The sequence below is a fragment of the Streptomyces sp. NPDC058001 genome, assembly GCF_042886315.1.
Classification (GTDB): Bacteria; Actinomycetota; Actinomycetes; order Streptomycetales; family Streptomycetaceae; genus Streptomyces.
This window is the reverse complement of the sequence record NZ_JBHVQT010000003.1, coordinates 254,598-279,934: the sequence shown is the minus strand read 5'-3', so window position 1 is coordinate 279,934 and position 25,337 is coordinate 254,598. Positions and strand designations below refer to the sequence as shown.

Below are 25,337 nucleotides of genomic sequence, written 5' to 3'. Positions count from 1 at the left end.
GCCGTGAAGCCTCAGCCGTGGCCGCTGTCCCCGTGACCTCCGCCGTGGTGACCGTGGCCGCCGCCTCCGCCTGGCCCGGACCAACCACCCGGGTCCAGGTCGTGGCTGAGGCCGTGGCCGCCGGTGGTGACGTCGGCGTAGAGGTCGCTGAGTTCGTTCAGGAGTCGATGGGTGAGGACGTCGGCGCCGGTGGTCAGTGCGGCGGCGAGTTCCTCGTCGGCCGCCGGGGACGCGCCGATGGTGGCGGGGGCCGAGCCGATGGTGGCGGTGAGGGCGGCCATACGGCGGCGGTTGCTGATGCCCCGTAGTCCTGGGTAGACCGCGCGGCCGAGGTCCGCGACCTGGGCGAGGGCGGTGAGGGTCAGGTCGCGGTCGGCGGGGGAGGTCGCGGAGTCCGAGTCGGCGGTGGGCGTCGCCGTGTCCGGGGAGACCACGCTGTCGAGACGGTCCAGCAGGGCCCGGCGACGTGGCAGGTCGACGGAGAGTATGTCGTGGCGGGTACGGCCGCCGGCGTCGCGCCGTCTGCGGACCCGGACGATCTTCTGGTCTTCGAGCCGGGACAGGTACTCGACGGTCAGGGAGCGCGGTGTCCGGCGCAGCCAGTCCCTGAGGCCGGGCGGGGAATCGGCGGCGCCCAGAGCGCGCAGCACATTTTTCAGCCGGCGGTCCCCGACGTGCCGGGCGTCCAGCACCTCGATCCGCCGGGAGCCGACAGCGATCCGCCCGGCCTTCCCCAGATCCGCCAACTCCGCGGCGCGCAGAGCGAACCGGAGCCGGTCCCCCGCCCGTAGCCGTATGCGTCGCCTGCCCGGAACTATCGCGAGCAGGAGCAGTTCGTCCCCCGTGGTCATAGGGGCCACAGTAGGCCCGGCCGCCCGCAGAGGGCAGCCCTCCCACCGGCGCCGTGAGGTTCCCGCCGGTCATCACGTACGGTCGGGGAAGGAGGTGCCTTCGTTGATCGATGAGCTGGACCGCAGCATCATGCAGACCCTCACCCGTGACGGCCGTACGCCCTACACGGCGCTCGCCCGTGAGCTGGGGGTCTCGGAGGCGACGGTGCGCCAGCGGGTGTCGCGTCTCCAGGACAGCGGCGCGCTGCGGATCGTCGCCCTGTGCAACCCGCTCACGCTCGGCCACCAGTCGGTACGGCTGATGATCAGGGTCCGCGACCTCACCCCGCGCGCGGTCGCCAAGAGCCTCGCGGGCATGCCCATGATCAACCATGTGGCGCTCTGCGCGGGCAGTCAGGACATCTTCCTGGAAGGCACCTGCCGCGATCAGGCCCAGCTCGTGCAACTGCTCGACGAGATCCGTATGTTGCCCGGGGTGTCCCGGGTGCAGGTGCTGCTGCTCCTGGAGCTGTTCAAGGACTACTCCTGGAACGGTCTGAACAACGCCGTGGGCCAGGCCGTGACCGACCGCTGAACCGACGCACGAGCGGCCGTGCGCCACCAGCCACCAGCCACCAGCCACCAGCCATCGACGGTCGCGGGCCACCGACCGCCCCTCACCTCACGTCGGCAGGATGCGCTCGTCCGGTGAGGCCGGCACCTCCCGGAACCCCGCCCAGAGATAGCTGTCCTTCACCACCTCCAGCACGGTCAGCGCCTCCGCGTGGGCCACACCGTTCACCCGCCGTACCCGCTCGGTGAGCAGCTCGGACAGGTGCTCAAGATCCCGGCACCGCACATCCACGATCAGGTCGTAGGGACCCACGCAGGACGCCACGTACCGGACCTCGGGCATGCGGGACAGTTCCCTGGCGGCCAGGGCCACGGGGATGTGCTGCACGCGTACCGCCAGGTGCACCTCCATCTCGCCCAGGCGTACGGCGTCCGTCATGCCCACCACCTGGATCGCGCCCCGGCGCTGCAACCGCTGGAAACGGGACCGCACCGAAGCCTCGGACAGGCCGATGGAGCGCCCGATCTCGCCGAAGGACCTCCGTCCGTCGACGCGCAACTGGTCGATGATCTTCCGGTCCAGGTCGTCGATCACACCGGCACCTCCGTTCGTTCTTCCGTCCATCTTCACCCCGCGTCCGCCGTCCGTCTGCACCCCGTGCCATTTCGGAACCATTGCGAGATCCGTGGAATTCAGTCCACGTTTCCACTGGATTCGATGCCAACCGCCCTATTCACGGACCACCTCCTCGGCGGAAGCTATGCCTCACGGCACGACCGGACGATCATCCGGACGTGCGCGACCGTTTCCGGAGGAGGCTCAGCGCATGCAGGCAGCACCATCTTCCGCCGTCCGGGGGCCCGGGTGACCGTCACCGCCGTGCCGGCGACTTCCGCCCCCGCGCCGCCGAAGACCCCGGCGCGCGCAGGCCGACTGCGGGAGCGTGCGATCACCTTCGCGCTCCTCGCCCCGGCCGGCCTCACCGTCGTGGCACTGGTGCTCGTGCCGCTGGTCCTGGTGGTGCGCAACAGCTTCGCGCTGCCGGACGCCTACGGCGGCATCCAGGGCGGTTACACCCTCGCCAACTACAACGACCTGTTCGACCCGGTCTATCTGAAGGTCTTCGGCTACAGCCTCGGCATGGCGGCGCTGAACACGGTCGTCTGTCTGGCGCTCGGCTATGTGGTCTCGTACTACCTGGCGGGCCGGCCGCCCCGGCGGCAGGGGCTCCTGCTGCTGTTGATCATCGTGCCGTTCTGGACCGACTTCCTGGTGCGCACCTTCGCCTGGATCAATCTGCTCAGTCCGGGTGGCCCGGTCAACGCGCTCTCCGACGCCGTGGGGCTGACCTCCGGGCCGACCCAGTGGATCCCGAGTCAGGGCGCCTCCTTCGTGGGCCTCGTCTACGCCTTCCTGCCCACCGCCATCTTCCCGATCTACGCGACGCTGCGTGGCGTGGATCCCTCGCTCGGGGAGGCGGCGCGGGACCTGGGGTGCGGTTGGTGGCGGGTGCACACCAAGGTGCTGCTGCCGCTGGTGCGGCCCGGTCTGCTGGCCGCCGCGCTGCTCACCTTCATCCCCACGCTGGGCGTGTTCGTGATCCCGGTCCTGCTGGGCGGCGGCAAGAACCAGCTGGTCGGCAACCTGATCGTCACGCTCTACACCGAGTTCCGCAATCAGCCCATGGGCGCGGCGGCCTCCGTCGTGCTGCTCGTGCTGATGATCGCGTCGGTGGCCGTCCTGGGCAGCTCGGCCCGCCGACTGAGGAGGAAGACGTCATGAGCGGCCGTACCCGGCTCACCGGGCGACTGCCCGACACCGTCACGGCCTGGCTGGCCAGGGGCGTCATCGTCTTCCTGTACATCCCGATCGTGGTCGTCGTGGTCCTGTCGTTCAACGACTCCGACGTGACCTACAAGTGGGCCGGGTTCAGCACCCGCTGGTACGGGGTGCTCGCCCGGGACACCGATCTGCTGTCGGCGCTGCGGGTGAGTGCCGAGGCGGGGATCATCTCGGCGACGCTGGCCACCGCCGGTGGGCTGTTCGCCGCGATGGGGATGGCCCGGCTCGGGCGGCGCGGACGGGCGGTGTTCTCCGGGAGTCTGTTCCTGCCCCTGGTGATCCCGGAGATCGTGCTCGGGGTGGCCCTGCTGTCGGTGTTCGGGACCCTCAAGGCGACGCTGGGCCTGACCACACTGGTCCTCGGCCACCTGGTGGTGACCCTGCCCTATGCGGCGCTGATCGTGCTCGGCGCGCACCGCGCCCTGGACCCCGCGCTCGACGAGGCCGCCACCGACCTCGGCTGCGGTGCCTGGCACCGGTTCCGGCTGATCACCGTGCCGTTGCTGAAGCAGGCCCTGCTGGCGTCCTGGCTGCTGTGCTTCACGATCTCCTTCGGCAACATCGTGATGTCCACCTTCACCAGCGGCGTCGGCACCACGACCCTGCCGCTGCGCGTGTACTCGCTGCTGAAGACCGGGCTCACCCCGGAGATCAACGCCTTGGGCACCCTGCTGGTGCTGTTCACCTTCGTGATCATCCTGGGCGCCGGGCTGCGGCAGATGCGCCGTGTCCTGATCGGCACCAACGCCGACTGACCCGCCCGCCCCACGTCCCTCCCATCGGTACGTCCCTGAAAGGCCCCGCCATGTCCCGTATCACCGTGTCGAGAACGCTCCGGGCCGCCTCGGTGCTCACTGTCACCGCTGTTGTCGCCACCGCCTGCGGTGGCTCCGGCTCCACCACCGCCGCCTCCTCCGGTGGCGGCAAGGACCTCCATGTCTACGCCTGGGCCGGGGAGATCCCCGACTCGGTGATCAAGGGGTTCGAGAAGGAGACCGGCATCAAGGTGACGGTCGACACCTTCGACAGCAACGAGACGATGTCCGCCAAGCTGAACTCCGGCGCGTCCGGATACGACCTGGTGGAGCCGAGCCAGTACACCGTGCAGCAGCTCATCGGGCAGAAGCTCATCGAGCCGCTGGACCACTCGAAGATCAAGGGCCTGGACAACCTGGCCGACAAGTTCCGCGACCCGTCCTACGACAAGGGCAACAAGTACAGCGTCCCGTGGATCTGGGGCACCACCGGCTTCGCGTACAACGACACCTGTATCAAGTCGGCGACGAGCTGGAAGACCCTGTTCGACGGCAAGTACAAGGGCAAGCTGTACATGCTCGACAACATGCTGGCCGCCTACATCGCCGGTCTCCAGGTCAGCGGGCACAGGGCCACCAGCACCGACAAGGACGAGATCGCCCAGGCCACCTCCGCCCTCCAGAAGCAGAAGAAGATCCTCGCCGGCTACAACTCCACCAACTACCCGCAGTTGCTCTCCAGCGGGCAGGCGTGTGCGGCGGAGGCGTGGAGCGGCACCGCGATGGCGAAGGTCGTGCAGTCAAACAAGAATGTGCACTACGTCATCCCCGAGGAGGGTGGCTCGATCTGGACCGACGGGCTCGCCATCCCGAAGGGCGCCAAGAACATCACCTCGGCGTACGCGTTCATCAACTACCTGCTGCGTCCCGAGGTCGCCGCGAAGGCCACCGACGACGGTGCGTCGGCCAGCACCAACCAGGCGGCGCGCGCGCACATCAAGGACAAGAAGGCGCTGGAGAACCCCGCGATCTACGCCTCGGACGAGGCCATCGCGAACGCCGACTTCCTGCTCGACCCCGGCCCCGCGATGCAGTACTTCCAGCAGGGCTGGACGAAGGTCAAGGCGTCCTGACATGACGACGAATCCCACGGCACCGGCCGTCCGGCTCTCCGGTGTCGGGAAGGTCTTCGGCTCCGCCCACGCGGTGCGGGACGTGACCCTCGACATCCGGCAGAACGAGTTCTTCTCCATCCTGGGCCCCTCGGGCTGCGGGAAGACGACCCTGATGCGCATGATCACCGGCTTCGAGGAGCCCTCCGAGGGCACCGTCGAACTCGGTGGCGTCCCGGCGACCGGCGTGCCGGCGCACAAGCGGGACCTGAACATGCTCTTCCAGAGCTATGCCCTGTTCCCGCACCTGAGCGTCGCCGCCAACGTCGCCTTCGAGCTGAAGGTCCGTAAGCTCCTGCCGAAGTCGGAGATCGCGGGCGCGGTGCGCGAGGCCCTGGCGCTGGTCCGGCTCGACGGGTACGGCGACCGGTCCGTCTCGCAGCTCTCCGGCGGTCAGCGCCAACGCGTGGCCATCGCCCGCGCGTTGATCGCCCGGCCCTCGCTGCTGCTGCTCGACGAGCCGCTGGGCGCGCTGGACAAGCAGTTGCGTGCCGAGATGCAACTGGAGCTGAAGAAGATCCAGCGCGAGGTCGGGGTCACCTTCGTGACGGTCACCCACGACCAGGAGGAGGCGCTGACCATGTCCGACCGGATCGCCGTGATGAACGGCGGGCGGGTCGTGCAGGTCGACACCCCCGAGGGCGTCTACGAGCGGCCCGCCAGCCGGTTCGTCGCCTCCTTCATCGGCACGTCCAACTTCCTCACCGGAACGTCGGACGGCAAGGCGCTCTCCGTCGAGGGACTCGGGGTGCTGCCCGTGCCGAAGACGGATGTCGTCGGCGAGGCACATCTCGCGGTCCGGCCCGAGAACGTCGGGCTGTGCGGCGAGGAGAGCGCGGTGCCGCCGGGCAGCGCCGTCCTGCGGGGCACGCTCCAGCAGTCGGTGTACCTCGGCGGAAGCGTCCGCCACCATCTCGCGCTCGCCGACGGCGGCACCTTCGTCGCCCAGACGCACGCGTCCGACGCGGCGGGGCTCACCCCCGGTGGCCCGGCCTGGGCGCACTGGCGGCCGGACGCCGCCCGGTTGCTCGCCGAATGACGGCCCGTTCTGTGCGGCGGGCGTCCCCGTGGCGCCCGCCCGGCACTCGCATCCCGTGCCACCCGCTTCTCGTTCCGCCCCATCCCAGCAAGGAGATCCGACCGTGAAGGTCGCCGCCGCCCAGTACGCCCCCACCGCCGACATCGGCGACAACCTCGCGGTGCTCGAATCCATGGCCCACGATGCCGCGGTCGCGGGCGCCGAACTCATCATCTTCCCCGAGGAGGCGATGATCCCGGCCGAGGCCGCCGGGAAACCGCTGCACGCGACGGCCGAGGCCCACTGGCCCGGCTTCCTCGCCGGACTGTCCCGGATCGCCGCCGCCGAGGGCATCGCCGTCATCGCGGGCGGCTATGAACCCAGCGGGGACTCCCTGCCGTACAACACGATCGCGGCCGTCTCCGCGCAGGGTGAACTCCTCGGCCGCTACCGCAAGATGCACCTGTACGACGCCTTCGACTACCGCGAATCCCTTGAGGTGCAGCGCGGCGACGAGGGGCCGGTCGTGGTGCGGATCGGCGAGTTCAACGTCGGCCTGGTCAACTGCTACGACGTGCGCTTCCCCGAATTCACCCGCGCCCTGGTGGAGATGGGCGCCGATCTCCTTTCGGTGTCGGCGGCCTGGGTGCGCGGTCCGCTGAAGGAGGACCACTGGACGACGCTGCTGCGGACACGGGCGATCGAGAACACCTGCTGGCTGGTGGCGGCGTCCCTGACCACGCCGGACTGCATCGGCATGAGTATGGCCGTCGACCCGTTGGGCGTGGTGCGTGCGTCGCTCGGCGAGGAGGAGCGCGGGATGTTCGTCGTGGAGGCGGACAAGCACCGCATCGACCGGGCCCGCACCGTGCTGCCGGTCCTTCGCAACCGTCGCATCATCATCGGACCGAGGTGACCGTCATGCCCCTGGACATTCGCGATCTGGCCGAAGTGCCGCCCCTTGACGAGGAGTTGGCCGCGCGTCTGGCCCGGGTGGACTTCCCCACCCTCGGCCACTACCTGGAAGAGGGGTTCTGCGACCCGGCGTTGCGGCGTGTGGCCGGCGCCGGAAAGCTCGTCGGGCGGGCCGTCACCGTGCGGATCACCCCCACCGACTCGACCATGCTGCATCACGCGGCGGGGCTCGTCGGCCCCGGTGACGTGGTGGTGATCGACTGCGGCGGCGACCGCAGGCACGCCCCGCTGGGCGAGGTCGTCGTGCACGCCCTGGCGGCGCGCGGGGCGGCCGGCGCCGTCGTGGACGGGGTGTGCACCGACATCGGCGCGCTGCGCGAGGTCGGCCTGCCGATCCACGCGTACGGCACCTCGCTGCTCACCACCAAGCTGCACGGCATCGCCGATGGTGCGCTGGGCGCGCCCGTGGTGTGCGGCGGGGTCCCGGTCTCGGCCGGTGACCTGGTCCTGGGTGACGAGAACGGGCTGCTGATCGCGCCCGCCGCGCGGCTCGCCGCCGTCGTGGACGAGGCAATCGCCGACGACGCCGAGGAACCCGACCTGATCGCCGAACTGCACCGGGGCCACCCCCTGGGCACCCTCACCGGAGCGTCCCGCACCCTCGCGGATCTCCTGCACCACTCCCCCACCACCGCGTGACCCCGGCCCGTCAGGTCCTGTCGGACAGGACCCGGGGCCGCACGCACCGACCACGCAAGGAAGCACCAATGTTCCTCAAGGCAGCCATCAACGGCGGCCGAACCCGCGCCGACCACGCCGCGGTTCCGGTCACTCCCGAGCAGATCGCCGCGGACACCGCGGCCGTGCTCGCCGCCGGCGCCGATGTCGTCCATCTGCATGTCCGTACCCCGGACGGCGGCCAGACAATCGCACCCGACGCTCTCGCCGATGTGCTGCGCGCGGTGCGCTCGACGGCGCCCGGCGCGGTGGTCGGCACCACGACCGGACTGTGGACCTGCTCGGGCCCCGAGGAGCGGTACGCGCTGGTCAAGTCCTGGGAGGTGCTGCCGGACTTCGCGTCCGTGGCGTTCTGCGAGGAGGGCGCCGCCGAGACCGCCGAGCTGGTGGTGGCGCAGGGTATGACGCTGGAGAGCGCGGTGTGGAGCGTGGACGACGTGCCCGCGCTGCTCGCGTCGCCGACACTCGGGGACAACGTACGGGTGCTCATCGAGCCGATGGACGAGGACCCCGACACCGCGGTGGCGCACGCCCGGGAGATGGCGGCGCGCATCCGAGCCGCCGGAGTGACGTGCCCGCTGCTCTACCACGGTGAGGGTGCCACGACCTGGCCGGTGCTGCGCGCGGCCGTGGCGGACGGTCACCAGGTCCGCATCGGCTTCGAGGACGGTACCGACCTGCCGGACGGAAGCATCGCCGCCGACAACGCGACACTGGTCACCGCGGTACGCGCCCTCACCTCCTAGGGTCACCCGTGCCGGGCCGCCCAGGCCGCCAGTTCGGTCTGGGCCGCTCGGCGAGTTTGGTCTCACCGGAGACGTTGTAGCCGCGCAGCACCACCTCCCGGCCGAGCCCGTCCGTGAACCGGCCGTCCGTCACGGTGAGCGCGGTGATGTTTGTCATGCCCACTACAATTCTGACGCATCGTCAGAATGTCAATGGACCCGGCGACGGACACCGCGACGAAAGCCGTCAGTCGCCCAGCGCCCGTATCAGCGGGCTCCAGTCGATCCCGTCCCCCGGCTCCGGCTCCTCGGGGTAGTACGGGCTGATGGTCCGGGGCAGTTCCCGCAGGGCGCGGTCGCGGACCTCGTCCTCGATGCCGAGGATGCTGCACGCCATGTCGATGAGCAGGTCGAACATGCCCTCCTCGCCGAACGAGTCGCCGGCCATCAGGACATGTACGGCGGCCCCGTCGGCGAGGGACATCAGGATCAGGCTGAGCCGGTCGGTGGGCAGCCCGGGGCGGAAGTCGCCGCTCTCCACGCCCGCGTCGATGGCGTTGTGGAAGGGTCCCTCCCAGCGCTGGTAGACGTCCTGCGCGTAGGTGTGCAGCGTCGCGTCACGGTTGGCGGCCGACCAGAACTCGATCCAGAACGACCAGCGCTTGCTGAAGGGCGCCCACCCGGCCACCTGGAACCGGAGCAGTGCGAAGAGCCTGCGGACCGGGTCGGGCTCGCGCTCGGACACCGACCGCCAGGTCGCGAGGGTCAACTCCAGCATCGAGCTGATCGTCTCGCTGATCAGTTCCTCGCGCCGCCGGAAGTAGTGCTGAACCATCCCCAGCGAGACCCCCGCCTCCTGGGCGATGTCCTTCAGGCGGGCCCCGTCCACGCCGTTACGGCAGATCACTTCGCTTGCCGCGCCGATGAGTTGGAGTCTCCGCCACGCCGTCAGGTCGACGTCGGCGGCGGCGGGACCGGCTCGTAGGAAGCCGTCCTGTCCGTCGGCGTGCGCGCTCTGTGGAGCCATCTTCTGTGCCCTCCCGGGTCTCGCGAGTTGGCAGGAGGGTATTGCCAATCGGAACTCCATGGCAATAATAAGCGCTTATTGCCACTTCGAGGGAGGATCAGCCGTGCACTTCCCATCGCGCCGCCTGGGCGTGACAGCTGTCGCCGTCGCGCTCACCATGATCACCGCAGGATGTTCCACCGGCTCCGACAGCGCCGGTGGCGGGAGCAAGAAGCTCACCTTCACCTCGTACGGAAGCGGGTACCAGGAGGCTCAGGCCAAGGCATGGCTGACGCCCTGGGCCAAGGCGGAGGGCGTCACGGCGGTCCAGGACCAGCCGACCGACTACGCCAAGATCAAGACCATGGTCGAGTCCCGGCGCGTGAACTGGGACGTCGTGGACACCGAGCCGTTCTTCCCGGTCGGCACCTGCGGCAAGTACGCCGAGAAGCTCGACTTCGACAAGATCGACAAGTCGAAGTTCCCGCAGGGCACGGTGAGTGACTGCGCCGTGCCGGACGCGATGTACTCGCTGGTCCTGGTCTACAACCCGGCGAAGTACCCGGACGCGAAACCGACCTCCGTCGCCGACTTCTTCGACACCCAGAAGTTCCCCGGCAAGCGCCTGGCGCCGGGCTTCGCCACCGGTGGTGCCATCGAGGCCGCCCTGGTCGGCGACGGCGTCACCGCCGACAAGCTCTACCCCCTCGACTACGACCGGGCCTTCAAGAAGCTCGACACGCTCGGCAAGAACCTCAGCTTCTGGGAGACCTCCGCGCAGAGCCAGCAGGCCCTGGAGTCGAAGCAGGCCGACATGGCCCTGGTCTGGTCGGGCCGCGCGTACATGGCCGCGAAGAACGGCTCCGTGTATGAGCCGGTGTGGCAGGACAACATGCTGGCCTACGCGGTCCTCATGGTGCCCAAGGGCGCCCCGAACAAGGACCGCGCCATGGACTTCATCGCCTACGCCACCAGCGCCAAGGCCCAGGCCGCCTTCGCCGAGGACCAGCCCTACGCGGCCGTGAACTCCGACGCCGAGCCGAAGCTCGACAGCCTCGCCGAGTCGTGGAACACCGCCCGCACCGACATCCAGGACAAGGGCTTCTACCAGAACGTCGAGTGGTGGGCGAAGAACCAGGACCAGGCCACCAAGCGCTGGACCGACTGGGCCACGGGCTGAGCCGCCGCACCCCGATCCAGAGGACGAGGTAACCACCATGACCGACCTCATGACCGGTGAGGCGACGCCCCGCGCCCCCGGGCAGGGCCCGGGTCCCGACGGCCGGAGCGCCCCGGCCCGCGCGCCGCGCGGCAGGGCGCTGAGCGGCCGGAGCCGGTCGCTGCTCCTCCTTGCCCCCGCCGTCCTGATGCTGCTGGTGTTCTTCGCCTATCCGCTGGCGGACATCATCTGGCAGGCGTTCACGGACCCGAAGCCGGGGCTCGGCAACTTCAGCGATCTGCTGTCCGACCCGACCACCACCCGGGTCGTGGTGCGCACCCTGCTCACCTCGCTCGTCGTCGCCGTCACCACCCTCGTGCTCGCGTACCCGTACGCGTATCTGATGACGGTGTCCGGGCCGCGGACCCGCGCGGTGCTCATGGCGCTCGTGCTGCTGCCCTTCTGGACCAGCCTGATGGCGCGGAACTTCGCGTGGATCGTGCTGCTCCAGGACGGTGGACCGCTGGGCATGCTGGGGTCGCTGTTCGGCCGGGACGGGGGGCTGCTCGGCACCGCGCCCGGCGTGGCGATCGGCATGATCCAGGTCCTCCTTCCATACATGGTCCTGCCGCTGTACAGCGTGATGAACGGCATCGACCGGCGGTTGCTGAGCGCGGCCTCCGGGCTCGGCGCGGGACGGTTCACCAGCTTCCGGCGGGTCTATCTGCCGCTGTCGATGCCGGGTGTGATCTCCGGGACGACCCTGGTGTTCGTCCTCGCCCTCGGCTTCTACGTCACCCCGAAGCTCCTCGGCTCGCCCAAGGAGTCGATGGTCGCGCAGGTCATCGGCACCAAGGTCGAGAAACTGCTCGACTTCGGCGGCGCCGGGGCGTTCTCCGTGATCCTGCTCGCGATCACCGCGCTGCTGCTGCTCGTGGTGGCCCGGGTGAGCCGGGCGGGCGCGGCACTCGGACTGTCCGGAAAGGAGCGCTGAGCCGTGGCGAACACGGAGACAACCCTCTTCCGCGGCGGGATCGGGCTCCGGCTCTGGGCCGCCCTGGTGGGCGCGATCCTGGTGGCGCCGACCCTCGTCGTCATCCCGCTCTCCTTCACCGGCAAGCGCAGCTTCGCGTTCCCGCCGGAGAACTGGTCGCTCCAGTGGTACCGGAACTTCTTCACCAACCCGACCTGGCGTGACTCGCTCGTCACCTCGCTCCAGATCGCGGTGGCCGTCGCGGTCCTCGCCACGGTGCTCGGCACCCTGGCGGCGCTGGCCCTGGACCAGGGCCGGCTGCCCGGCAAGGGCCTGATCAACGGTCTGCTGATGGCACCGATGGTGGTACCGCAGATCGTCGCCGCCATCGCCGTGTACGCGGCCTTCCTGAGCTGGGGCCTGTCCGGTACCGCGCTCGGGTTCGTGGTGGCGCACACCGCGCTCGCCGTGCCGTTCGTGGTGGTCGCCGTCTCCACCAGCCTGCGGGGCTACGACCGCCGGCTCGACCGGGCCGCCGCGATGCTCGGCGCGAACCCGTTCACCACCTTCCGGCGGGTCACGGCTCCGCTGATCGCGCCGGGCGTGCTCTCCGGAGCGGTGTTCGCCTTCGTCACCTCGCTCGACGAGGTCGTGATCGCGTTCTACCTCCAGAGCCCGACCCTGCACACCCTTCCGGTGACCATGTTCAGCAGCGTCACCGTGGAGACCGATCCGACGATCGCCGCCGCGTCGAGCATCGTGCTCGTCGCCACGACCGCGCTGATCCTGCTGCCGCAGTTGCTGCGGCGCACCGGGCGCGAGGGGAAACGCTGACATGGCCGACACCGCCGCCGAGATGGCCGGCACGACCGCCGCTTCGACCGACTCTCCGACCGCCACGTCCCCGCCCGGTGCCTCCGGCGCCACCTCGTCCAAGGCCGGGCGGACCGCCGGGTCCGCGCGGGCCAGCGGCGCGGCGGTCCGGCTGCGGCAGCTCACGAAGCGCTACGGGGGCCGGGCGGCCGTGGACCGGGTCTCGCTGGACATCGAGGTCGGGGAGTTCATGACCTTCCTCGGCCCGTCAGGGTCCGGCAAGACGACGACCCTCGACATGATCGCCGGGTTCAGCGGCACCACCGAGGGCAGCATCACCGTCGACGGTGTGGACGTCGCCGCACTGCCGCCGCACCGCCGTGACCTCGGCATGGTCTTCCAGCACTATGCCCTCTTCCCGCACATGACGGTCGCGAAGAACATCGCCTTCCCGTTGCAGCAGCGCAAGGTGCCGAAGGTCGAGATCGCGGAGCGGGTCGCCGAAGCGCTGCGGATGGTGCAGTTGGAGGGGATGGCCGACCGGCTGCCCAGCCAGCTGTCCGGCGGACAGCAGCAGCGGGTGGCGCTGGCGCGGGCCGTCGTGTTCAACCCGCGGGTCCTGCTGATGGACGAGCCGCTGGGCGCACTCGACAAGAAGCTGCGCGAACAGCTCCAGGGCGAGATCTCCCGGATGCACCGCGAGCTGGGCATCACCTTCGTCTTCGTCACCCACGACCAGGAGGAGGCGCTCGCCCTCTCCGACCGTATCGCCGTCTTCAACGAGGGCCGTATCGAACAGGTCGGCACGCCCGAGGAGTTGTACGAGCGGCCCGCGACCCTGTTCGTCGCCCGCTTCCTCGGCGAGTCCAATGTGTTCACCGGGCGGCGCACGGCACCGGGCGTCCTGACCGGTGACGGTTACGAGTTGGCGGTGCCTTCGGAGTCCGCGACCGATACGGACGAAGTCGCCTTGGTGGTACGGCCCGAGCGGATGCGGTTGCTCGTGCCCGACGAGAGCGCGCCGGAGGGACACAACGTCCTCGACGGCACGGTCACCGAGATCGTCTACTTCGGTGCGCACCGGCGCGTCGCCGTCGATCTGGCCTGCGGCGAACGCGTCCAGCTACGGGAGGCGGCCGGACAGGAACAGCCGCTGCGGCCCGGCTCCCCCGCGCGGGTCGCCTGGCCGGTGGAGCGGGCGGCGCTGGTGCCGGTCACCGCCGATCAGGGGAATGACGGGGCGGACGCCGCCGCCTGACTGTTCGTCAGGTCCCGAACTGCCCAGCCAAAGACACCCGAGGAGTGAGCCATGACCCACGACACCCGTACCGTCCCCGGCCGGGTCCCGCCCAGTGTTGTCGCCCTCGCCGACGTGCCGGTCACCCCGGCCGCCGAAGCGGTGACCAAGGTGCGGATCGCCCGCGTCATCACCAGACAGCGCAGCGGCTCCAATCTGATGCTCGGCGCCGCCTGGATGGACCCCGGCGAGCGCACCAACGTCTGGTCCTCACGCGGGGACGACGACGTCGCCGACGGCGACCACTGGTACGGCCCCGTCGAGGAGACGTACTTCATCATCCGCGGGCGGCTCCGGCTCACCTGGGACGAGGGCCACTTCGACCTGGGCCCCGACGACTGCGTGTATCTCGCGCCCGGCTGGACCTACCACTTGGAGAACACCGGCGACGAGCCCGCGTTCTTCACGTACTCGATGACCCCCTCGCAGGAGTAGCAGGAGGAGAACGTGAGCGAAACCGTCCATGTGTTCTGGGACGAACGGGTCCTGGACCACGACACCGGGTCCGGCTTCTGGGAGGCCGCGCCCTCCGATCTCCTCGCCGAACAGGAGTTGCACCCCGAGAGCGCACCTCGGGTACGCAACATGAAGGCGGTGCTGGAGCGCGGACCGGTCGCCGACCACATCGTCTGGCACCCGGGACGCCTCGCGACCGAGGCCGAACTGACCACCGTACACACGCGGTCGTACGTCGAAGAGGTGCGCGCCCTGTGCGAGAAGGGCGGGACCGCCCGGCACTGGCTCACCTCCACGACCACGGTCACACCCGGCTCCTGGGAGCCGCTGCTCGCCGCCGCCGGGACTTCTCTCGCCGCCGTGGACGCCGTGCTCGACGGCTCGTGCGATGTGGCGTACGCGCTGGTGAGGCCGCCGGGACACCACGCACAGCCCGAACAGGCCGACGGCTACTGCGTGTTCGGGCACGCGGCGCTGGCCGCCCAGCGGGCCCGGGACCGCGGTGTGGAGCGGGTCGCCGTCGTCGACTGGGACGTCCACCACGGCAACGGCACCCAGGAGATCTTCTACGACCGCCCCGACGTCCTCACCGTCTCGCTGCACATGGCGCACGGCGCGTGGGGCAGGACCCATCCGCAGACCGGCTCCCCCGACGAACTCGGGCGCGGCGCGGGCACCGGGTACAACATCAACATCGAGTTGCCGGTCGGCTCGGGCGACCGGGCGTACGCCGATGCGATCGAGCGGATCGTGTGGCCCGTGCTGCGGCAGTACCGGCCCGGGCTGATCGTCGCCGCGTCGGGTCAAGACGCGGCCACCTTCGACGCCAATGGTCAGCACAACGTGACCATGGCCGGCTTCCACCGGATCGGCACCCTGCTCGGCGAGATGAGCCGGGAACTGACGGACGGCCGAATCGTCCTCACCCAGGAGGGCGGCTACGCGCGCAGTTACGCCGCCTACTGCCTGCACGCCACCGTCGAGGGACTACTCGGCCGCGAACCCGGACTCGCCGACCCCATCGCGTACGTACCCGACGACATCACCCGGGGCGACGCGGCGCTCGACCGCGTACGGGAAGCACTCGCACCCCACTGGGCCCTCTGAGCCGCACGGCCCGCACCATCGCCACCCGCACACCCCACACACCGGAGATCACCATGGAACTCCCCTTCACCCTGCCCACCTACGACGACCGGCTGCGCCGGGTCCGGGCCCGGATGACCGCCCAGGGCCTCGACGGACTCGTCGTCACCATGCCCGACGTCGTGAACTGGCTGACCGGTGTCAGTTCCGTGGGCTATCTGTGGCCGCAGGCGCTCGTCATCGACTCCGGTGACGGCGAGCCCGAGTACGTCACCCGCACCACCGAGGAGCCGGGGGTGCACATGCTGTCGTGGCTGCGCTCCCCGCGCGTCTACGACATCGCGACCCAGGACCCGATCGAGGTCATCGCCGAAAGTGTCCGCAAGCACGGGCTCGACCGGGCGACGGTCGGTATCGAGCTGGAGGCGTTCACGCTGCTGCCCGGCAACTGGGACCGGCTGCGCGCCCTGCTCCCCGGGGTCCGCTGGGTCGACGCGAGCCACCTCGTACCGGAGGAGCGGCTGATCAAGTCCGCCGCCGAGATCGCGTATCAGCGGCAGGCCGCCGAGATGGCCGACTACGCCATGGAGCAGGTCTTCGCCGCGGTACGGCCCGGTGTCTCGGAGACCGAACTCGCGGGCATAGCGAGCAAGGCGCTGGGTGAGGCGGGCAGCGAGTTCGCCGCGATCCCACCGATGGTCGTCTCGGGCGAACGCAGCGCGCTGGTGCACGCGATGGCCTCCCGACGCACCCTCTCGCGCGGTGACGTGGTCTGTATCGAGTTCGCCGGTGTCGTGCACCGCTACCACGCGGTCCTGATGCGGACCGCCGTGGTGGGGCAGCCCTCGCCCCGGGTCCAGGAGGTCGCGGACTGCGTCGAGCGCGCCACCGAGGCGGCCATCGCCGCCTCGGGACCCGGCGCCCCCGCGCCCGCCCCGGACGACGCCTGCAACGCGGTACTCGGCGAGCTGGACCTCGTACGCCGCCGCTGCCACCGCATCGGCTACAGCCTCGGCGTCGCCTACCCGCCCGGGTGGCTGGAGCCGATGACGCTGGTGGAGGGCGACGAGCATGTGCTCGCGCCGGGGATGTCGTTCACCATCGAGCCGAATCTGCATCTGCCCGACGAGGGCTTCGGAATCAAGATGGGCGACACCGTGCTGTGCACACCGGACGGTGCCCGCAGCCTCTCGCGGCTGCCCCACACGCTGCACGTCGCCGACTGACGGACGCCCCCGTGAGCCGGGGCGGGGCGGCGGCGCACCCGAAGCCCGCCGCCCCGCCCCTCCCGTTCGAGCCCCCGTTCCTCTCCCCCTGTGAAGGAGGCACCACCGTGAGCGTCCCGTACGCCGACGCCCTCGCCGAGGCCAAGCCCCTGAGCCACTGGCTCGACAGCCGGGACGCGCCGGCGCCGCGTCCCGCACTCACCCGGAACACCACCTGCGATCTCGCCGTCGTGGGCGGCGGATTCAGCGGACTGTGGACCGCGCTGCTCGCCAAGGAGCGCGATCCGTCGCTGGACGTCGTCCTGGTCGAGGCCCGCACCACGGGCTGGGCCGCGTCCGGCCGCAACGGCGGCTTCGTCTCGGCCAGCCTCACCCATGGCCTCGGCAACGGCGCCGACCGCTGGCCCGACGAACTCGCCGACCTGGAGCGCATGGGCCTGGAGAACCTCGCCGAGATCGAGGAAACCCTGCGCCGGTACGGCATCGACTGCGGCTTCCGGCGCGACGGTAAGCTGTGGGCGGCCACCGCGCCGCACCAGGTCGACGAGATCCGCGGCATGTGCGACCTCGCGGCGGCGCACGGCCGCTTGATCGACTTCCTCACCCAGGACGAGATCCGCGCGGAAGTCGACTCACCGACCTACCTCGCGGGCGCGTTCGACGCCGAGGGCTACGCGCTCACCGACCCGGCACGGATGGTCTGGGGCCTGCGCGAGGCATGTCTGCGCCTGGGCGTGCGACTGTACGAGAACACTCCGGTACGGCGGATGCGCGAGGGCAACCAGGGCGTCGTCCTCGACACCGCGTACGGCAAGGTCGGCGCCCGGCAGGTGGCCCTCGCGACCAATGTCTTCCCCGCACTGCTGCGCCGACTGCGTCTGTACACGGTGCCGGTGTACGACTACGTCCTGACGACCGAGCCGCTGACCGACGACCAACTCGCCTCGGTGGGCTGGAAGGGCCGCCAGGGGATGTCCGACATGGGCAACCAGTTCCACTACTACCGGCTCACCGACGACAACCGGATCCTGTGGGGCGGCTACGACGCCATCTACCACTACGGGAGCGGGCTGCGGGACGAACTCGACCAGCGGCCCGAGACGTTCGCGAAGCTGGCCGAGCACTTCTTCACCACCTTCCCGCAGTTGGCGGGCGTGCGGTTCGACCACGCGTGGGGCGGCGCCATCGACACCTGCACCCGCTTCACCGCCTTCTACGGTCAGGCGATGAGCGGGCGGGTGGCGTACGCGCTCGGGTACACGGGGCTCGGTGTGGCGGCCAGCCGGTTCGGCGCGAACGTCATGCTCGACCTGCTGTCCGGGCGTCAGACCCCGCGTACCCGCCTGGAGATGGTGCGCACCAAGCCGCTGCCGTTCCCGCCGGAGCCGGCGCGGTACGTGGGCGTCGAGCTGACCCGGCGCTCCCTGGACCGCGCCGACCACAACGGTGGGCACCGCGATGTGTGGCTGCGCACGCTGGACCGGTTCGGATTGGGCTTCGACTCGTGAGCCCCGTCGGGCTGAGCGGCACGCGCGGCGCGAGTCGCCGAGTGGGTCAGCGCCTGATCTCCTTGATCTTCAGCATGCGCGTGATCACCTTGTCGAGCTCCTCGTCGTCGAAGACCTTCTTCCAGTCGTCGCGGACGATCGACTCACGGCCGTAGTCCATGGCGATCAGACAGGCGTCCGAGAACGGGTTGGAGCCCTTGAGGGTGTTGGCGAGGGCGACCTGCGTATGGCCGAGGAGCATCGCGCGGGCCGCCTTCTCCGGCACGCCGACCGTGTGCACGGTCTCGTGCAGCGCCTCGGTGAGCAGGGCGCCGACCATACAGGCGATGGTCTCCACCAACGTCGGTTCCAGGACGGCCAGTTGCTTGACGGTGACCCAGTGCACGTCCACCACCGGCGCGTACATCACCCGGATCACGGACTCGGCGAGCGACTGCCGGTCCGGGTCGCCGCCCTCGTACGCGGCGACGACCTCCTGCGGGGCCGCGATGCCGCCGAAGGTGTCCGCCCACTGCTCCGGCGTGGTGCGCTCCAGGAACACGGACGGGTGGCAGGGGTGGGCGCACACGTAGTGCACATCGTCGCGTGCGTGCAGGAGTCCGGCGTACGCGGCGGCCGGGTCCAGGGTGAGGACGATCGTGCCGGGTCGCATCAGCGGGACGAGTTCGGCGGAGACCGCGCCGAGCACCACGTCGGGTACGGCGAGGATCACGACGTCGGCCTGGGCGACCGCGTCGGCCGACTCGGTGATCTCACGGCCTAGTTCACGGATGAGGTCCTGGCCCTTGGGGGACGCCTCGCTGAACAGGGCCCGGAAGTCGCTCTTCACCAGGTTGTTCGAGACGCGCTGGCCCATCTTGCCGGCGGCCCCGATCACGGCCACGGTCCGCACGTCGGCCTCGGTGTTGTTCTCGGTGGCCATCACTTGCTCCTCTTCAGGGTCTTGATGCTGTGCTGCGTCCACTGGTGTTCGAGCCGGGCGGTGGCGTCGAAGCCGTCGTCCTGCCACGGGAGCCAGTGCTCCACGATCTGGTGGATGCCGCGCTCGTCCGGGCGGACCGTGTCGACCATGCCCTGGTGGTCGAGCAGGCCCTCACCGAGCGGGCAGCCCGCGTAGGTGAAGCCGACCCAGCCGTCGCGGCGGGTGAACGCGAAGTCCTTCACATGGATGTTCACGACATGGGGCGCGGTCGCCCGGACGACATCGGCGGGCCGCTCCAGACGGGCGACGCTGTTGCCGGGGTCGAGGACGACACCGAAGTGCGGGTCGTCCACCGCGCGGACGACCGTCAACAGGTCGTCCGTGGAGACCTGTTCGTAGGTCTCCAGGCCGAGCGTGACTCCCGCGTCGGCGTACGCGGGCACGGAGTCGGCGAGCAGGGCGATCGCCTCGTCGGTGCCGGGGCGGTGGTCGGCGGTGTTGGTCATGGAGCGGACCAGGGTCACACCGAGCTTGGCGGCGAGGTCGAGATAGCGCAGCAGATGCGCGGGGCGCACACCTCGGGTACCGAGTTCGAGGGTGAGGCCCAAGTCGGCGGCGGCGGCCCGCAGATCGGCGAGGCGCGCGTCGTCGTAGGTCTCGATGTCCGGGTAGTCGCAGATCTGGAAGACCTCGCCGCACAGGTCCCGGGTGTCCTGGAACATGTCGAGCAGCGTGAGGGGGCGCGGCGCGCGTGCGGAGATCCGCCAGAAGTACGCGTAGGTGCTGATGCCGTACGCCATCAGGCCACCGCCCCGGTGAGCGCGACGGCCTCGTCGAGGATCCGTTCGACGGCGGCGGTGTCGTGGGCGAAGCGGCCCAGGAAGAGTCCGCCGACCGCCGGGCCCAGACGGGTGAGCAGGCCGGGGCCCGCGCTGCCGCCGTAGATGACGGTGGAACCACGGTGTGCGGGGTGTGCCGCGAGCCAGTCGGTGAGGGCCGCGCACACGGTGGTGATGTGGTCGGCGGACGCCGGTTCGGGGGCGCCGATCGCCCACTGGGGTTCGTAGGCGAGGACGACGGGTCCGGTCAGGCCGTGCAGCAGCCGTTCCGCCTCGGCGACGGTACGGCGCGCGGCCTCGTCCGAGGGTGCGCGGTCGAGTTCACCGACACACAGGACCGGGGTGAGGCCGTTGCGGAGGGCGGCGGCGGTCTTCGCCGCGACGACGGTGTCGCCCTCGCCGTAGAGGCGGCGGCGTTCGGCGTGGCCGACCTCGGCGTAGGCGCAGCCGATCTCCTTGAGCGAGGCGCCCGAGACCTCTCCGGTGTAGGGCCCCGCGTCCTCGGTGGCGATGTCCTGGGAGCCGACGGCGACTCCGGATCCGGCGAGTACACCGGTCACGGGCACGATCGCCGGGAACGCGGGGAGCACGAACAGCCGGACCGTGCCGCCGGTGACGGCGGGGTGGCGGTCGGCGAGTGCGGCGATGCGGCGCGCCCAGTTCAGGGTCTCGTGATGGCCGAAGTACATCTTGAGACTCACTCCGAGGGTGACCGGCTCCGCTGCGGGGGCGAGGACGGAGGCGGAGGCGGGGGTGGATGCGGGGGTGGGCATCAGGCCGCCGCTCCGTCGTCCCCGTAGCTGTCGCAGCCCTCGTAGTCGGTCATGAGCTGGACCTTGGCGGCCGACGGCGACGTGGCGTCGAAGCGGTAGGTCAGCCACTCGGCGGCCAGCCGGCGGGCGAGTTCGAGGCCGACGACACGCTGTCCGAAGGTGAGGACCTGGGCGTTGTTGGAGAGGATCGCCCGCTCGACCGAGAACGAGTCATGGGCGGTGACGGCCCGTACGCCCTTGACCTTGTTCGCGGCGATGGCGACGCCGAGTCCCGTACCGCAGACCAGGAGCGCACGGTCGGCCTCGCCGCGTGCGACGAGTTCGGCGGCGGCGATGGCGACCTTCGGGTAGGCGGTGTGGCCGTCGGCGTCCACGCCGACATCGATGACGGAGACGACGAGGTCGCTGGCCTCCAGGTCCTTCTTCAGGGCCTCCTTGTACTGGTAACCGGCGTCGTCGCAGCCGACGACGATCCGCAGCTTGGTGCCGGGCATCCGATGCTCCATCCGGGGTGGTGCGATGAGGGGGGCGGGGTCGGTCGAGGGGGTGCCGCTAGCGGCAGGAGCCGAGCACCGGGTGCACGGCGCGGACGATCAGGGCCAGGGAGTGGGCGCCCGCGTCCGGTGTGCCGAGGGACTTCTGGGCGTGCGGCCGAGCGCGTCCCATGCGCGGGAGCAGCCGGGCGGTGGCCTCGGCGGCGCGGTCGGCCTCGGTGGCCGCCGCGTCCCACGCCGTCGACAAGTCGGCGCCGGTGGCGATGTGTTGGCCGAGGGTCTCGGCGAACGGCACGAGGACGTCGACCATGGTCTTGTCGCCGAGTTGGGCGCCGCCGAGCCTGCGGACACCGGTGGACGCTTCGAGTACGCCGTGCGCGACGGCGGACGAGGTGGGCCGTTCCCGGTTGCCGAGCGCGGTGGCAACGGAACGCAGGATCACCCCCCACAGCGCACCGGACGTGCCGCCCGCCTTGTCGGCCCAGGCGTCGGCGGCCAGGGACAGCAGCGACTCGGCGCCCGCGCCCGACGCGTGGGCCCGAACGGCGGCCTCGTACGCGGCCGTGGAGCCGCGCCGCATGCCGATGCCGTGGTCCCCGTCGCCGGCGACCGCGTCGATGCGGCCCAGTTCGTCGGCGTGGGCGTCCACGACGTCCTTGACGGCGCCGAGTGCGGCAAGCGCGGTCGTGCCGGCGGCGCGCGAGGCATCGGTGGCCTCGGGCAGGGGAGGTTCGGCGGCGGTGTCGTCGGTGGCCGGGATGTCGGTGGCCGGGTTGCCGGTTTCCGGTGCGGACTGTGCGGTGACCGTGCCCTTGCGGTAGGCGGGGGTGTCGGCGGGCGCGGTCCACAGGGCTTCGAGGTCCGCGTCGAGCCAGGTCAGGGTGAGCGAGACGCCCGCCATGTCGAAGCTGGTCACGAGTTCGCCGACCTCGGGGTCGACCGGCTCGACGCCCGCCTCGGTGAGGAGTTGGGCGACTCTGCGGTAGACGACGAACAGTTCCTCGTACTTGACGGAGCCGAGGCCGTTGAGGATGACGGCCGCGCGCTGTCCGCTCAACTCCCTTACGCCGTCGGGGAGTTCCTTGAGGAGGGTGGTCACCAGGAGTTCGGCGGCCTCGTCGGCGCTGGGCAGGCCCTGTTCGCCGATGCCGGGCTCGCCGTGGATGCCGAGCCCGACCGCCATCCGGCCCTCCGGGACGGTGAACAGCGGGTGGTCCGCGCCGGGCAGGGTGCAGCCGGAGAAGGCGATGCCGAAGGAGCGGGTACGGGCGTTCGCGTGGGCGGCGACCTCGGCCACCGCGTCCAGCGGCAGGCCCTGTTCGGCCGCCGCGGCGGCGGCCTTGAATACGGGCAGGTCACCCGCGACCCCGCGCCGCTTGTGCGCCTCGGCGGGCCCGGCACTGGACACGTCGTCGGTGACGGCGAGCGTACGGGTCGGTATCCCCTCGGCGTTCAGCCGCTCGGCGGCCTGCCCGAAGTGCAGTACGTCACCGGCGTAGTTGCCGTACATCAGGAGCACCCCACCGCTCCGGTGGGCGGCCCGTGCGACGGTGCGTATCTGCTGGGCGGACGGCGAGGCGAAGACATTGCCGACGGCGGCGCCGTGTGCGAGACCCTGTCCGACCAGGCCGGAGAAGGCCGGGTAGTGCCCGGAGCCACCGCCGACGACGACGGCGACCTGACCGGCCGGAGCGGGGACGGCGCGGACGACTCCGCCGGGGACGGGTCGCACCCAGCGGCGGTGCGCGGCGGCGAATCCCTCAAGGGCCTCGTCGGCGAAGGCGGCGGGCTCGTTGTGCAGTCGGGTCATCGCAGGGCCTTTGCCGGTGCGGGCCGCGCCTCGTCCGTGGCCGGGCGGACACGGGAGGAGAGCCAGATCATCAGGACGGCCGACAGGAGCATGAACGCGCCGACCAGATAGAGCGGTACGTAGTAGGCGCCGGTCCAGTCCTTGAGCCAGCCGGTGATGTAACTGGCGGCGAATCCGGCGACATTGCCCGCGGTGTTGATGAGCGCGATGCCGGCCGCCGCGGCGGCGCCGGTCAGGAAGCGGGACGGCACCGACCAGAACACCGGCAGGGCGGCGAAGATGGCGCACGCGGTGATGGTGATGACGGCGACGGTGGCGGCGGGCGAGCCCATGTAGAGGGCGAGCGGAATCGAGATACCTCCGACGACGGCGGGCCCCGCGACATGCCAGGTGCGGGTGCCGTGCTTGGTGGCGTGCCGGGTCCAGAAGAAGAGGACGACGGCGGCCGGGAGGTACGGGATGGCGGTGATCCACGCCTTGTCCATCACGCTGAACGTGGTGTCGTACTGGTCCTGGAAACCGTTGATGATCGTCGGCAGGAAGAACGCGAGCGCGTACAGGCCGTAGACGAAGCCGAAGTAGACGGCGGCCAGGGTCCAGACGCGGCCGTTGGTGAAGGCGGCCTTCAGAGCGCCCTTGGCGTGCTTCGTCCCGTGGCCGGTCTTCCCTGCGCTCTCGGCGGAGAGCGCGCCGGTGAGCCAGGTCTTCTCCTCGGCCGTCAGCCACTTGGCGTCGGCGGGGCGGTCGATGAGGTAGAACCAGGCGACCACGCCGAGCACGATGGCGGGGATCGACACGAACAGGAACATGACCCGCCAGCCCTCCAGGCCGAAGAGGCCGTGCCGGCCGATCAGCCAGCCGGCGAGCGGGGCGCCGAAGACGGTGGTCAGGGGCTGGGCCAGATAGAACAGGCCGAGGACCTTGGTGCGGTGCCGGCTGGGCACCCACTGGCTGAGGAACAGGATCGCGCCGGGGAAGAACCCGGCCTCGGCGACGCCGAGGAGGAAGCGGAGCGCGTAGAGCTGCTCGCTGTTCTGCACCCAGGTGAACAGGAGCGAGACGATGCCCCAGGTCACCATGATCCGGGCCAGCCAGCGCCGGGCGCCGAACCGGTGCAGGGCCATGTTGCTGGGCACTTCGAGCACGATGTAGCCGAGGAAGAAGATCCCGGAGGCGAAGCCGAACTGGGCGGCCGTGAGGGCCAGGTCCTGGCCCATGCCGTTCGGCTCCGCGAACGAGACGGCCGTGCGGTCGAGATAGTTCACGAAGAACATCAGGGCCACGAACGGCACAAGGCGTATCGAGACCTTCTTGATCGCTGATCTCTCCACGGCGGTGGATGGTGCGTCGGCACCCATGGCGACTCCTCGGCTCGCCGGACAGCTCCGTCCGGACTGGGTCACTCCCGGCCGGGGCTCGTACAGCGGAAGCTGTCACGGCGACGTCGGCCGAACTGGCTTCACGCTAAACCTCATCCCGAAATTGGTCACCAATTTACCAGTGTGGCTAACATCACTCATCTCCATGTCATCACTCTCTTGACAAATCAGGCCATAGCCAGCATTTAGGGCGGTTAAAACGGGTGTGATCGCGATCTGGTGTACTGGTGACCGTGACCAGTCAGCCCGATCAGCAGCCCGCGCCCGCACCCGACCTCGCCCAGTTGCTGCGCCCGGTGGTGCGCGAGTCGTCGGTGAGCGAGGTGGCGAAGCGGCTCCTCGATCATCTCTCCGCGGGTGACATCAGGCCCGGCACCCGGCTCCCGGCGGAACGGCAGCTCGCCGAGGCCCTCGGCGTGGCCCGCTCCAGTGTGCGGGGCGCCCTGTCGGCCCTGGACGTGCTCGGCATCATCGAGATCAGGCCCGGCTCGGGATCGTACGTCCGCGAGGGCACATCGGAGTTCCTGCCGCGCGCCATCAACTGGGGACTGATGCTCGGGCAGCGCCGCACCCAGGACCTGGTCGAGGTGCGTACGTATATGGAAGGCGTGTCCGCGCGGCTGGCCGCCGAGCGCGCGTCGGACGAGGACGTGGCCCGGCTGGAGGAGCATCTTCAGCACATGCGGGACGCGGGTCAGGACGTCAAGGCGTTCATCGACGCCGATATCGCCTTCCACCTGGAGACGGCACGCATCGCCAAGAACTCGGTACTGAGCGACATCCTGCACAGCATTCGCGCGCTGCTCCAGGTCTGGATGGAACGGGTCAGCGACATCGAGGGCACGGTCAGCGGCACCCTGTGCGAGCACGACGCCGTACTCCAGGGCATCCGCGACCGCGACCCGGAGGCCGCGGACCGGGCGATGGCGGAACACATGCGGATGGCGAGCGAGCGGCTGCGCGCCTCGATGGAGCCGAGGAAGCCCTGACAGGAGCGGCCCGGTCACGACGGTCGTACGTCGCCGTG

The 25,337-nt window shown here is 70.3% G+C and carries 27 protein-coding genes; 17 read left to right on the top strand and 10 right to left on the bottom strand.

Translation table 11 applies throughout. The features are described from left to right. Window positions 1-11: 11 nt before the first annotated feature. On the bottom strand, window positions 12-851 hold the full coding sequence (locus ACFVT5_RS07855; protein ID WP_389882608.1) for a GPP34 family phosphoprotein: 840 nt from the start codon (window positions 849-851) through the stop codon (window positions 12-14). Window positions 852-954: 103 nt separating this feature from the next. Between ACFVT5_RS07855 and ACFVT5_RS07850 the strand changes: the two genes are divergently transcribed. Beyond that, window positions 955-1,425: an Lrp/AsnC family transcriptional regulator gene (locus tag ACFVT5_RS07850; protein WP_389882606.1), complete on the top strand. Its 471-nt coding sequence runs from the start codon at window positions 955-957 to the stop codon at window positions 1,423-1,425. Window positions 1,426-1,512: 87 nt separating this feature from the next. Here the strand turns inward: ACFVT5_RS07850 and ACFVT5_RS07845 are convergent, their stop codons facing one another. After that, a complete protein-coding gene (locus ACFVT5_RS07845) occupies window positions 1,513-1,998 on the bottom strand; it encodes an Lrp/AsnC family transcriptional regulator (protein WP_389882604.1) in 486 nt (161 codons plus the stop codon). Between the two features lie 285 nt (window positions 1,999-2,283). Here ACFVT5_RS07845 and ACFVT5_RS07840 point away from each other — a divergent pair, with 285 nt between their 5' ends. The 7 genes from ACFVT5_RS07840 to ACFVT5_RS07810 all read left to right on the top strand — a co-directional run bounded on the left by ACFVT5_RS07840 (window position 2,284) and on the right by ACFVT5_RS07810 (window position 8,590). Beyond that, the gene (locus ACFVT5_RS07840) at window positions 2,284-3,186 is read left to right on the top strand and encodes an ABC transporter permease (protein WP_389882602.1); all 903 of its coding nucleotides are present in this window, start codon (window positions 2,284-2,286) and stop codon (window positions 3,184-3,186) included. After that, window positions 3,183-4,001, top strand: a complete 819-nt coding sequence (locus ACFVT5_RS07835; protein ID WP_389882600.1) for an ABC transporter permease — start codon at window positions 3,183-3,185, stop codon at window positions 3,999-4,001. The genes ACFVT5_RS07840 and ACFVT5_RS07835 overlap by 4 nt, the downstream gene beginning before the upstream one ends. Window positions 4,002-4,051: 50 nt before the next feature. Continuing rightward, window positions 4,052-5,134 carry a PotD/PotF family extracellular solute-binding protein gene (locus ACFVT5_RS07830; RefSeq protein WP_389882598.1) on the top strand — a complete coding sequence of 361 codons (1,083 nt, stop codon included), beginning with the start codon at window positions 4,052-4,054 and terminating at the stop codon, window positions 5,132-5,134. A gap of 1 nt (window position 5,135) precedes the next feature. Next, complete coding sequence (locus tag ACFVT5_RS07825; RefSeq protein WP_389882597.1) at window positions 5,136-6,212, top strand: ABC transporter ATP-binding protein; 1,077 nt, start codon at window positions 5,136-5,138, stop codon at window positions 6,210-6,212. Between the two features lie 103 nt (window positions 6,213-6,315). Next, complete coding sequence (locus tag ACFVT5_RS07820) at window positions 6,316-7,107, top strand: carbon-nitrogen hydrolase family protein (RefSeq protein ID WP_389882595.1); 792 nt, start codon at window positions 6,316-6,318, stop codon at window positions 7,105-7,107. 5 nt (window positions 7,108-7,112) lie between these two features. Beyond that, complete coding sequence (locus ACFVT5_RS07815) at window positions 7,113-7,805, top strand: RraA family protein (protein ID WP_389882593.1); 693 nt, start codon at window positions 7,113-7,115, stop codon at window positions 7,803-7,805. A gap of 68 nt (window positions 7,806-7,873) precedes the next feature. Then, complete coding sequence (locus ACFVT5_RS07810; RefSeq protein ID WP_389882591.1) at window positions 7,874-8,590, top strand: 3-keto-5-aminohexanoate cleavage protein; 717 nt, start codon at window positions 7,874-7,876, stop codon at window positions 8,588-8,590. On the opposite strand, the gene ACFVT5_RS07805 is transcribed toward ACFVT5_RS07810, so the two are convergent. Beyond that, window positions 8,580-8,747: a hypothetical protein gene (locus ACFVT5_RS07805; protein WP_389883638.1), complete on the bottom strand. Its 168-nt coding sequence runs from the start codon at window positions 8,745-8,747 to the stop codon at window positions 8,580-8,582. The two genes, ACFVT5_RS07810 and ACFVT5_RS07805, sit on opposite strands and share 11 nt — an antisense overlap. Before the next feature lie 69 nt (window positions 8,748-8,816). Next, entirely contained in the window at window positions 8,817-9,596 is a 780-nt protein-coding gene (locus ACFVT5_RS07800; RefSeq protein ID WP_389882589.1) for a TetR/AcrR family transcriptional regulator, read from the bottom strand. Between the two features lie 103 nt (window positions 9,597-9,699). On the opposite strand from ACFVT5_RS07800, the gene ACFVT5_RS07795 reads away from it, so the two are divergent. The 8 genes from ACFVT5_RS07795 to ACFVT5_RS07760 all read left to right on the top strand — a co-directional run bounded on the left by ACFVT5_RS07795 (window position 9,700) and on the right by ACFVT5_RS07760 (window position 18,093). After that, window positions 9,700-10,755 carry a polyamine ABC transporter substrate-binding protein gene (locus tag ACFVT5_RS07795; protein WP_389882587.1) on the top strand — a complete coding sequence of 352 codons (1,056 nt, stop codon included), beginning with the start codon at window positions 9,700-9,702 and terminating at the stop codon, window positions 10,753-10,755. Between the two features lie 37 nt (window positions 10,756-10,792). Then, complete coding sequence (locus ACFVT5_RS07790; protein ID WP_389882585.1) at window positions 10,793-11,728, top strand: ABC transporter permease; 936 nt, start codon at window positions 10,793-10,795, stop codon at window positions 11,726-11,728. Between the two features lie 3 nt (window positions 11,729-11,731). Then, window positions 11,732-12,541 carry an ABC transporter permease gene (locus ACFVT5_RS07785; protein WP_389882583.1) on the top strand — a complete coding sequence of 270 codons (810 nt, stop codon included), beginning with the start codon at window positions 11,732-11,734 and terminating at the stop codon, window positions 12,539-12,541. 1 nt (window position 12,542) lies between these two features. Continuing rightward, complete coding sequence (locus ACFVT5_RS07780; RefSeq protein WP_389882581.1) at window positions 12,543-13,778, top strand: ABC transporter ATP-binding protein; 1,236 nt, start codon at window positions 12,543-12,545, stop codon at window positions 13,776-13,778. A 51-nt stretch (window positions 13,779-13,829) separates the two neighbouring features. Next, a complete protein-coding gene (locus ACFVT5_RS07775) occupies window positions 13,830-14,252 on the top strand; it encodes a cupin domain-containing protein (protein WP_389882579.1) in 423 nt (140 codons plus the stop codon). A 12-nt stretch (window positions 14,253-14,264) separates the two neighbouring features. After that, complete coding sequence (locus ACFVT5_RS07770; RefSeq protein ID WP_389882577.1) at window positions 14,265-15,380, top strand: class II histone deacetylase; 1,116 nt, start codon at window positions 14,265-14,267, stop codon at window positions 15,378-15,380. 53 nt (window positions 15,381-15,433) lie between these two features. Continuing rightward, the gene (locus ACFVT5_RS07765) at window positions 15,434-16,585 is read left to right on the top strand and encodes a M24 family metallopeptidase (protein ID WP_389882575.1); all 1,152 of its coding nucleotides are present in this window, start codon (window positions 15,434-15,436) and stop codon (window positions 16,583-16,585) included. 107 nt (window positions 16,586-16,692) lie between these two features. Then, window positions 16,693-18,093 (top strand): NAD(P)/FAD-dependent oxidoreductase, encoded by a 1,401-nt coding sequence (locus ACFVT5_RS07760; protein ID WP_389882573.1) that lies wholly within the window; start codon window positions 16,693-16,695, stop codon window positions 18,091-18,093. A gap of 46 nt (window positions 18,094-18,139) precedes the next feature. On the opposite strand, the gene ACFVT5_RS07755 is transcribed toward ACFVT5_RS07760, so the two are convergent. The 6 genes from ACFVT5_RS07755 to ACFVT5_RS07730 are packed head-to-tail and all read right to left on the bottom strand — an operon-like array spanning window position 18,140 to window position 24,289. Then, window positions 18,140-19,015, bottom strand: a complete 876-nt coding sequence (locus ACFVT5_RS07755) for a phosphogluconate dehydrogenase C-terminal domain-containing protein (RefSeq protein WP_389882571.1) — start codon at window positions 19,013-19,015, stop codon at window positions 18,140-18,142. Beyond that, window positions 19,015-19,815 carry a sugar phosphate isomerase/epimerase family protein gene (locus ACFVT5_RS07750; RefSeq protein ID WP_389882569.1) on the bottom strand — a complete coding sequence of 267 codons (801 nt, stop codon included), beginning with the start codon at window positions 19,813-19,815 and terminating at the stop codon, window positions 19,015-19,017. Before ACFVT5_RS07750 ends, ACFVT5_RS07755 begins: the two co-directional genes overlap by 1 nt. After that, on the bottom strand, window positions 19,815-20,627 hold the full coding sequence (locus ACFVT5_RS07745) for a triose-phosphate isomerase family protein (RefSeq protein ID WP_389882567.1): 813 nt from the start codon (window positions 20,625-20,627) through the stop codon (window positions 19,815-19,817). The genes ACFVT5_RS07750 and ACFVT5_RS07745 overlap by 1 nt, the downstream gene beginning before the upstream one ends. Beyond that, complete coding sequence (locus ACFVT5_RS07740) at window positions 20,627-21,121, bottom strand: ribose-5-phosphate isomerase (protein WP_389882565.1); 495 nt, start codon at window positions 21,119-21,121, stop codon at window positions 20,627-20,629. The genes ACFVT5_RS07745 and ACFVT5_RS07740 overlap by 1 nt, the downstream gene beginning before the upstream one ends. A 58-nt stretch (window positions 21,122-21,179) precedes the next feature. Further along, the gene (locus tag ACFVT5_RS07735; protein WP_389882563.1) at window positions 21,180-22,931 is read right to left on the bottom strand and encodes a dihydroxyacetone kinase family protein; all 1,752 of its coding nucleotides are present in this window, start codon (window positions 22,929-22,931) and stop codon (window positions 21,180-21,182) included. After that, window positions 22,928-24,289 (bottom strand): MFS transporter, encoded by a 1,362-nt coding sequence (locus ACFVT5_RS07730; RefSeq protein WP_389882561.1) that lies wholly within the window; start codon window positions 24,287-24,289, stop codon window positions 22,928-22,930. The genes ACFVT5_RS07735 and ACFVT5_RS07730 overlap by 4 nt, the downstream gene beginning before the upstream one ends. 248 nt (window positions 24,290-24,537) lie before the next feature. On the opposite strand from ACFVT5_RS07730, the gene ACFVT5_RS07725 reads away from it, so the two are divergent. Then, the gene (locus ACFVT5_RS07725) at window positions 24,538-25,299 is read left to right on the top strand and encodes a FadR/GntR family transcriptional regulator (protein WP_389882559.1); all 762 of its coding nucleotides are present in this window, start codon (window positions 24,538-24,540) and stop codon (window positions 25,297-25,299) included. The last annotated feature ends 38 nt before the right edge of the window (window positions 25,300-25,337 follow it).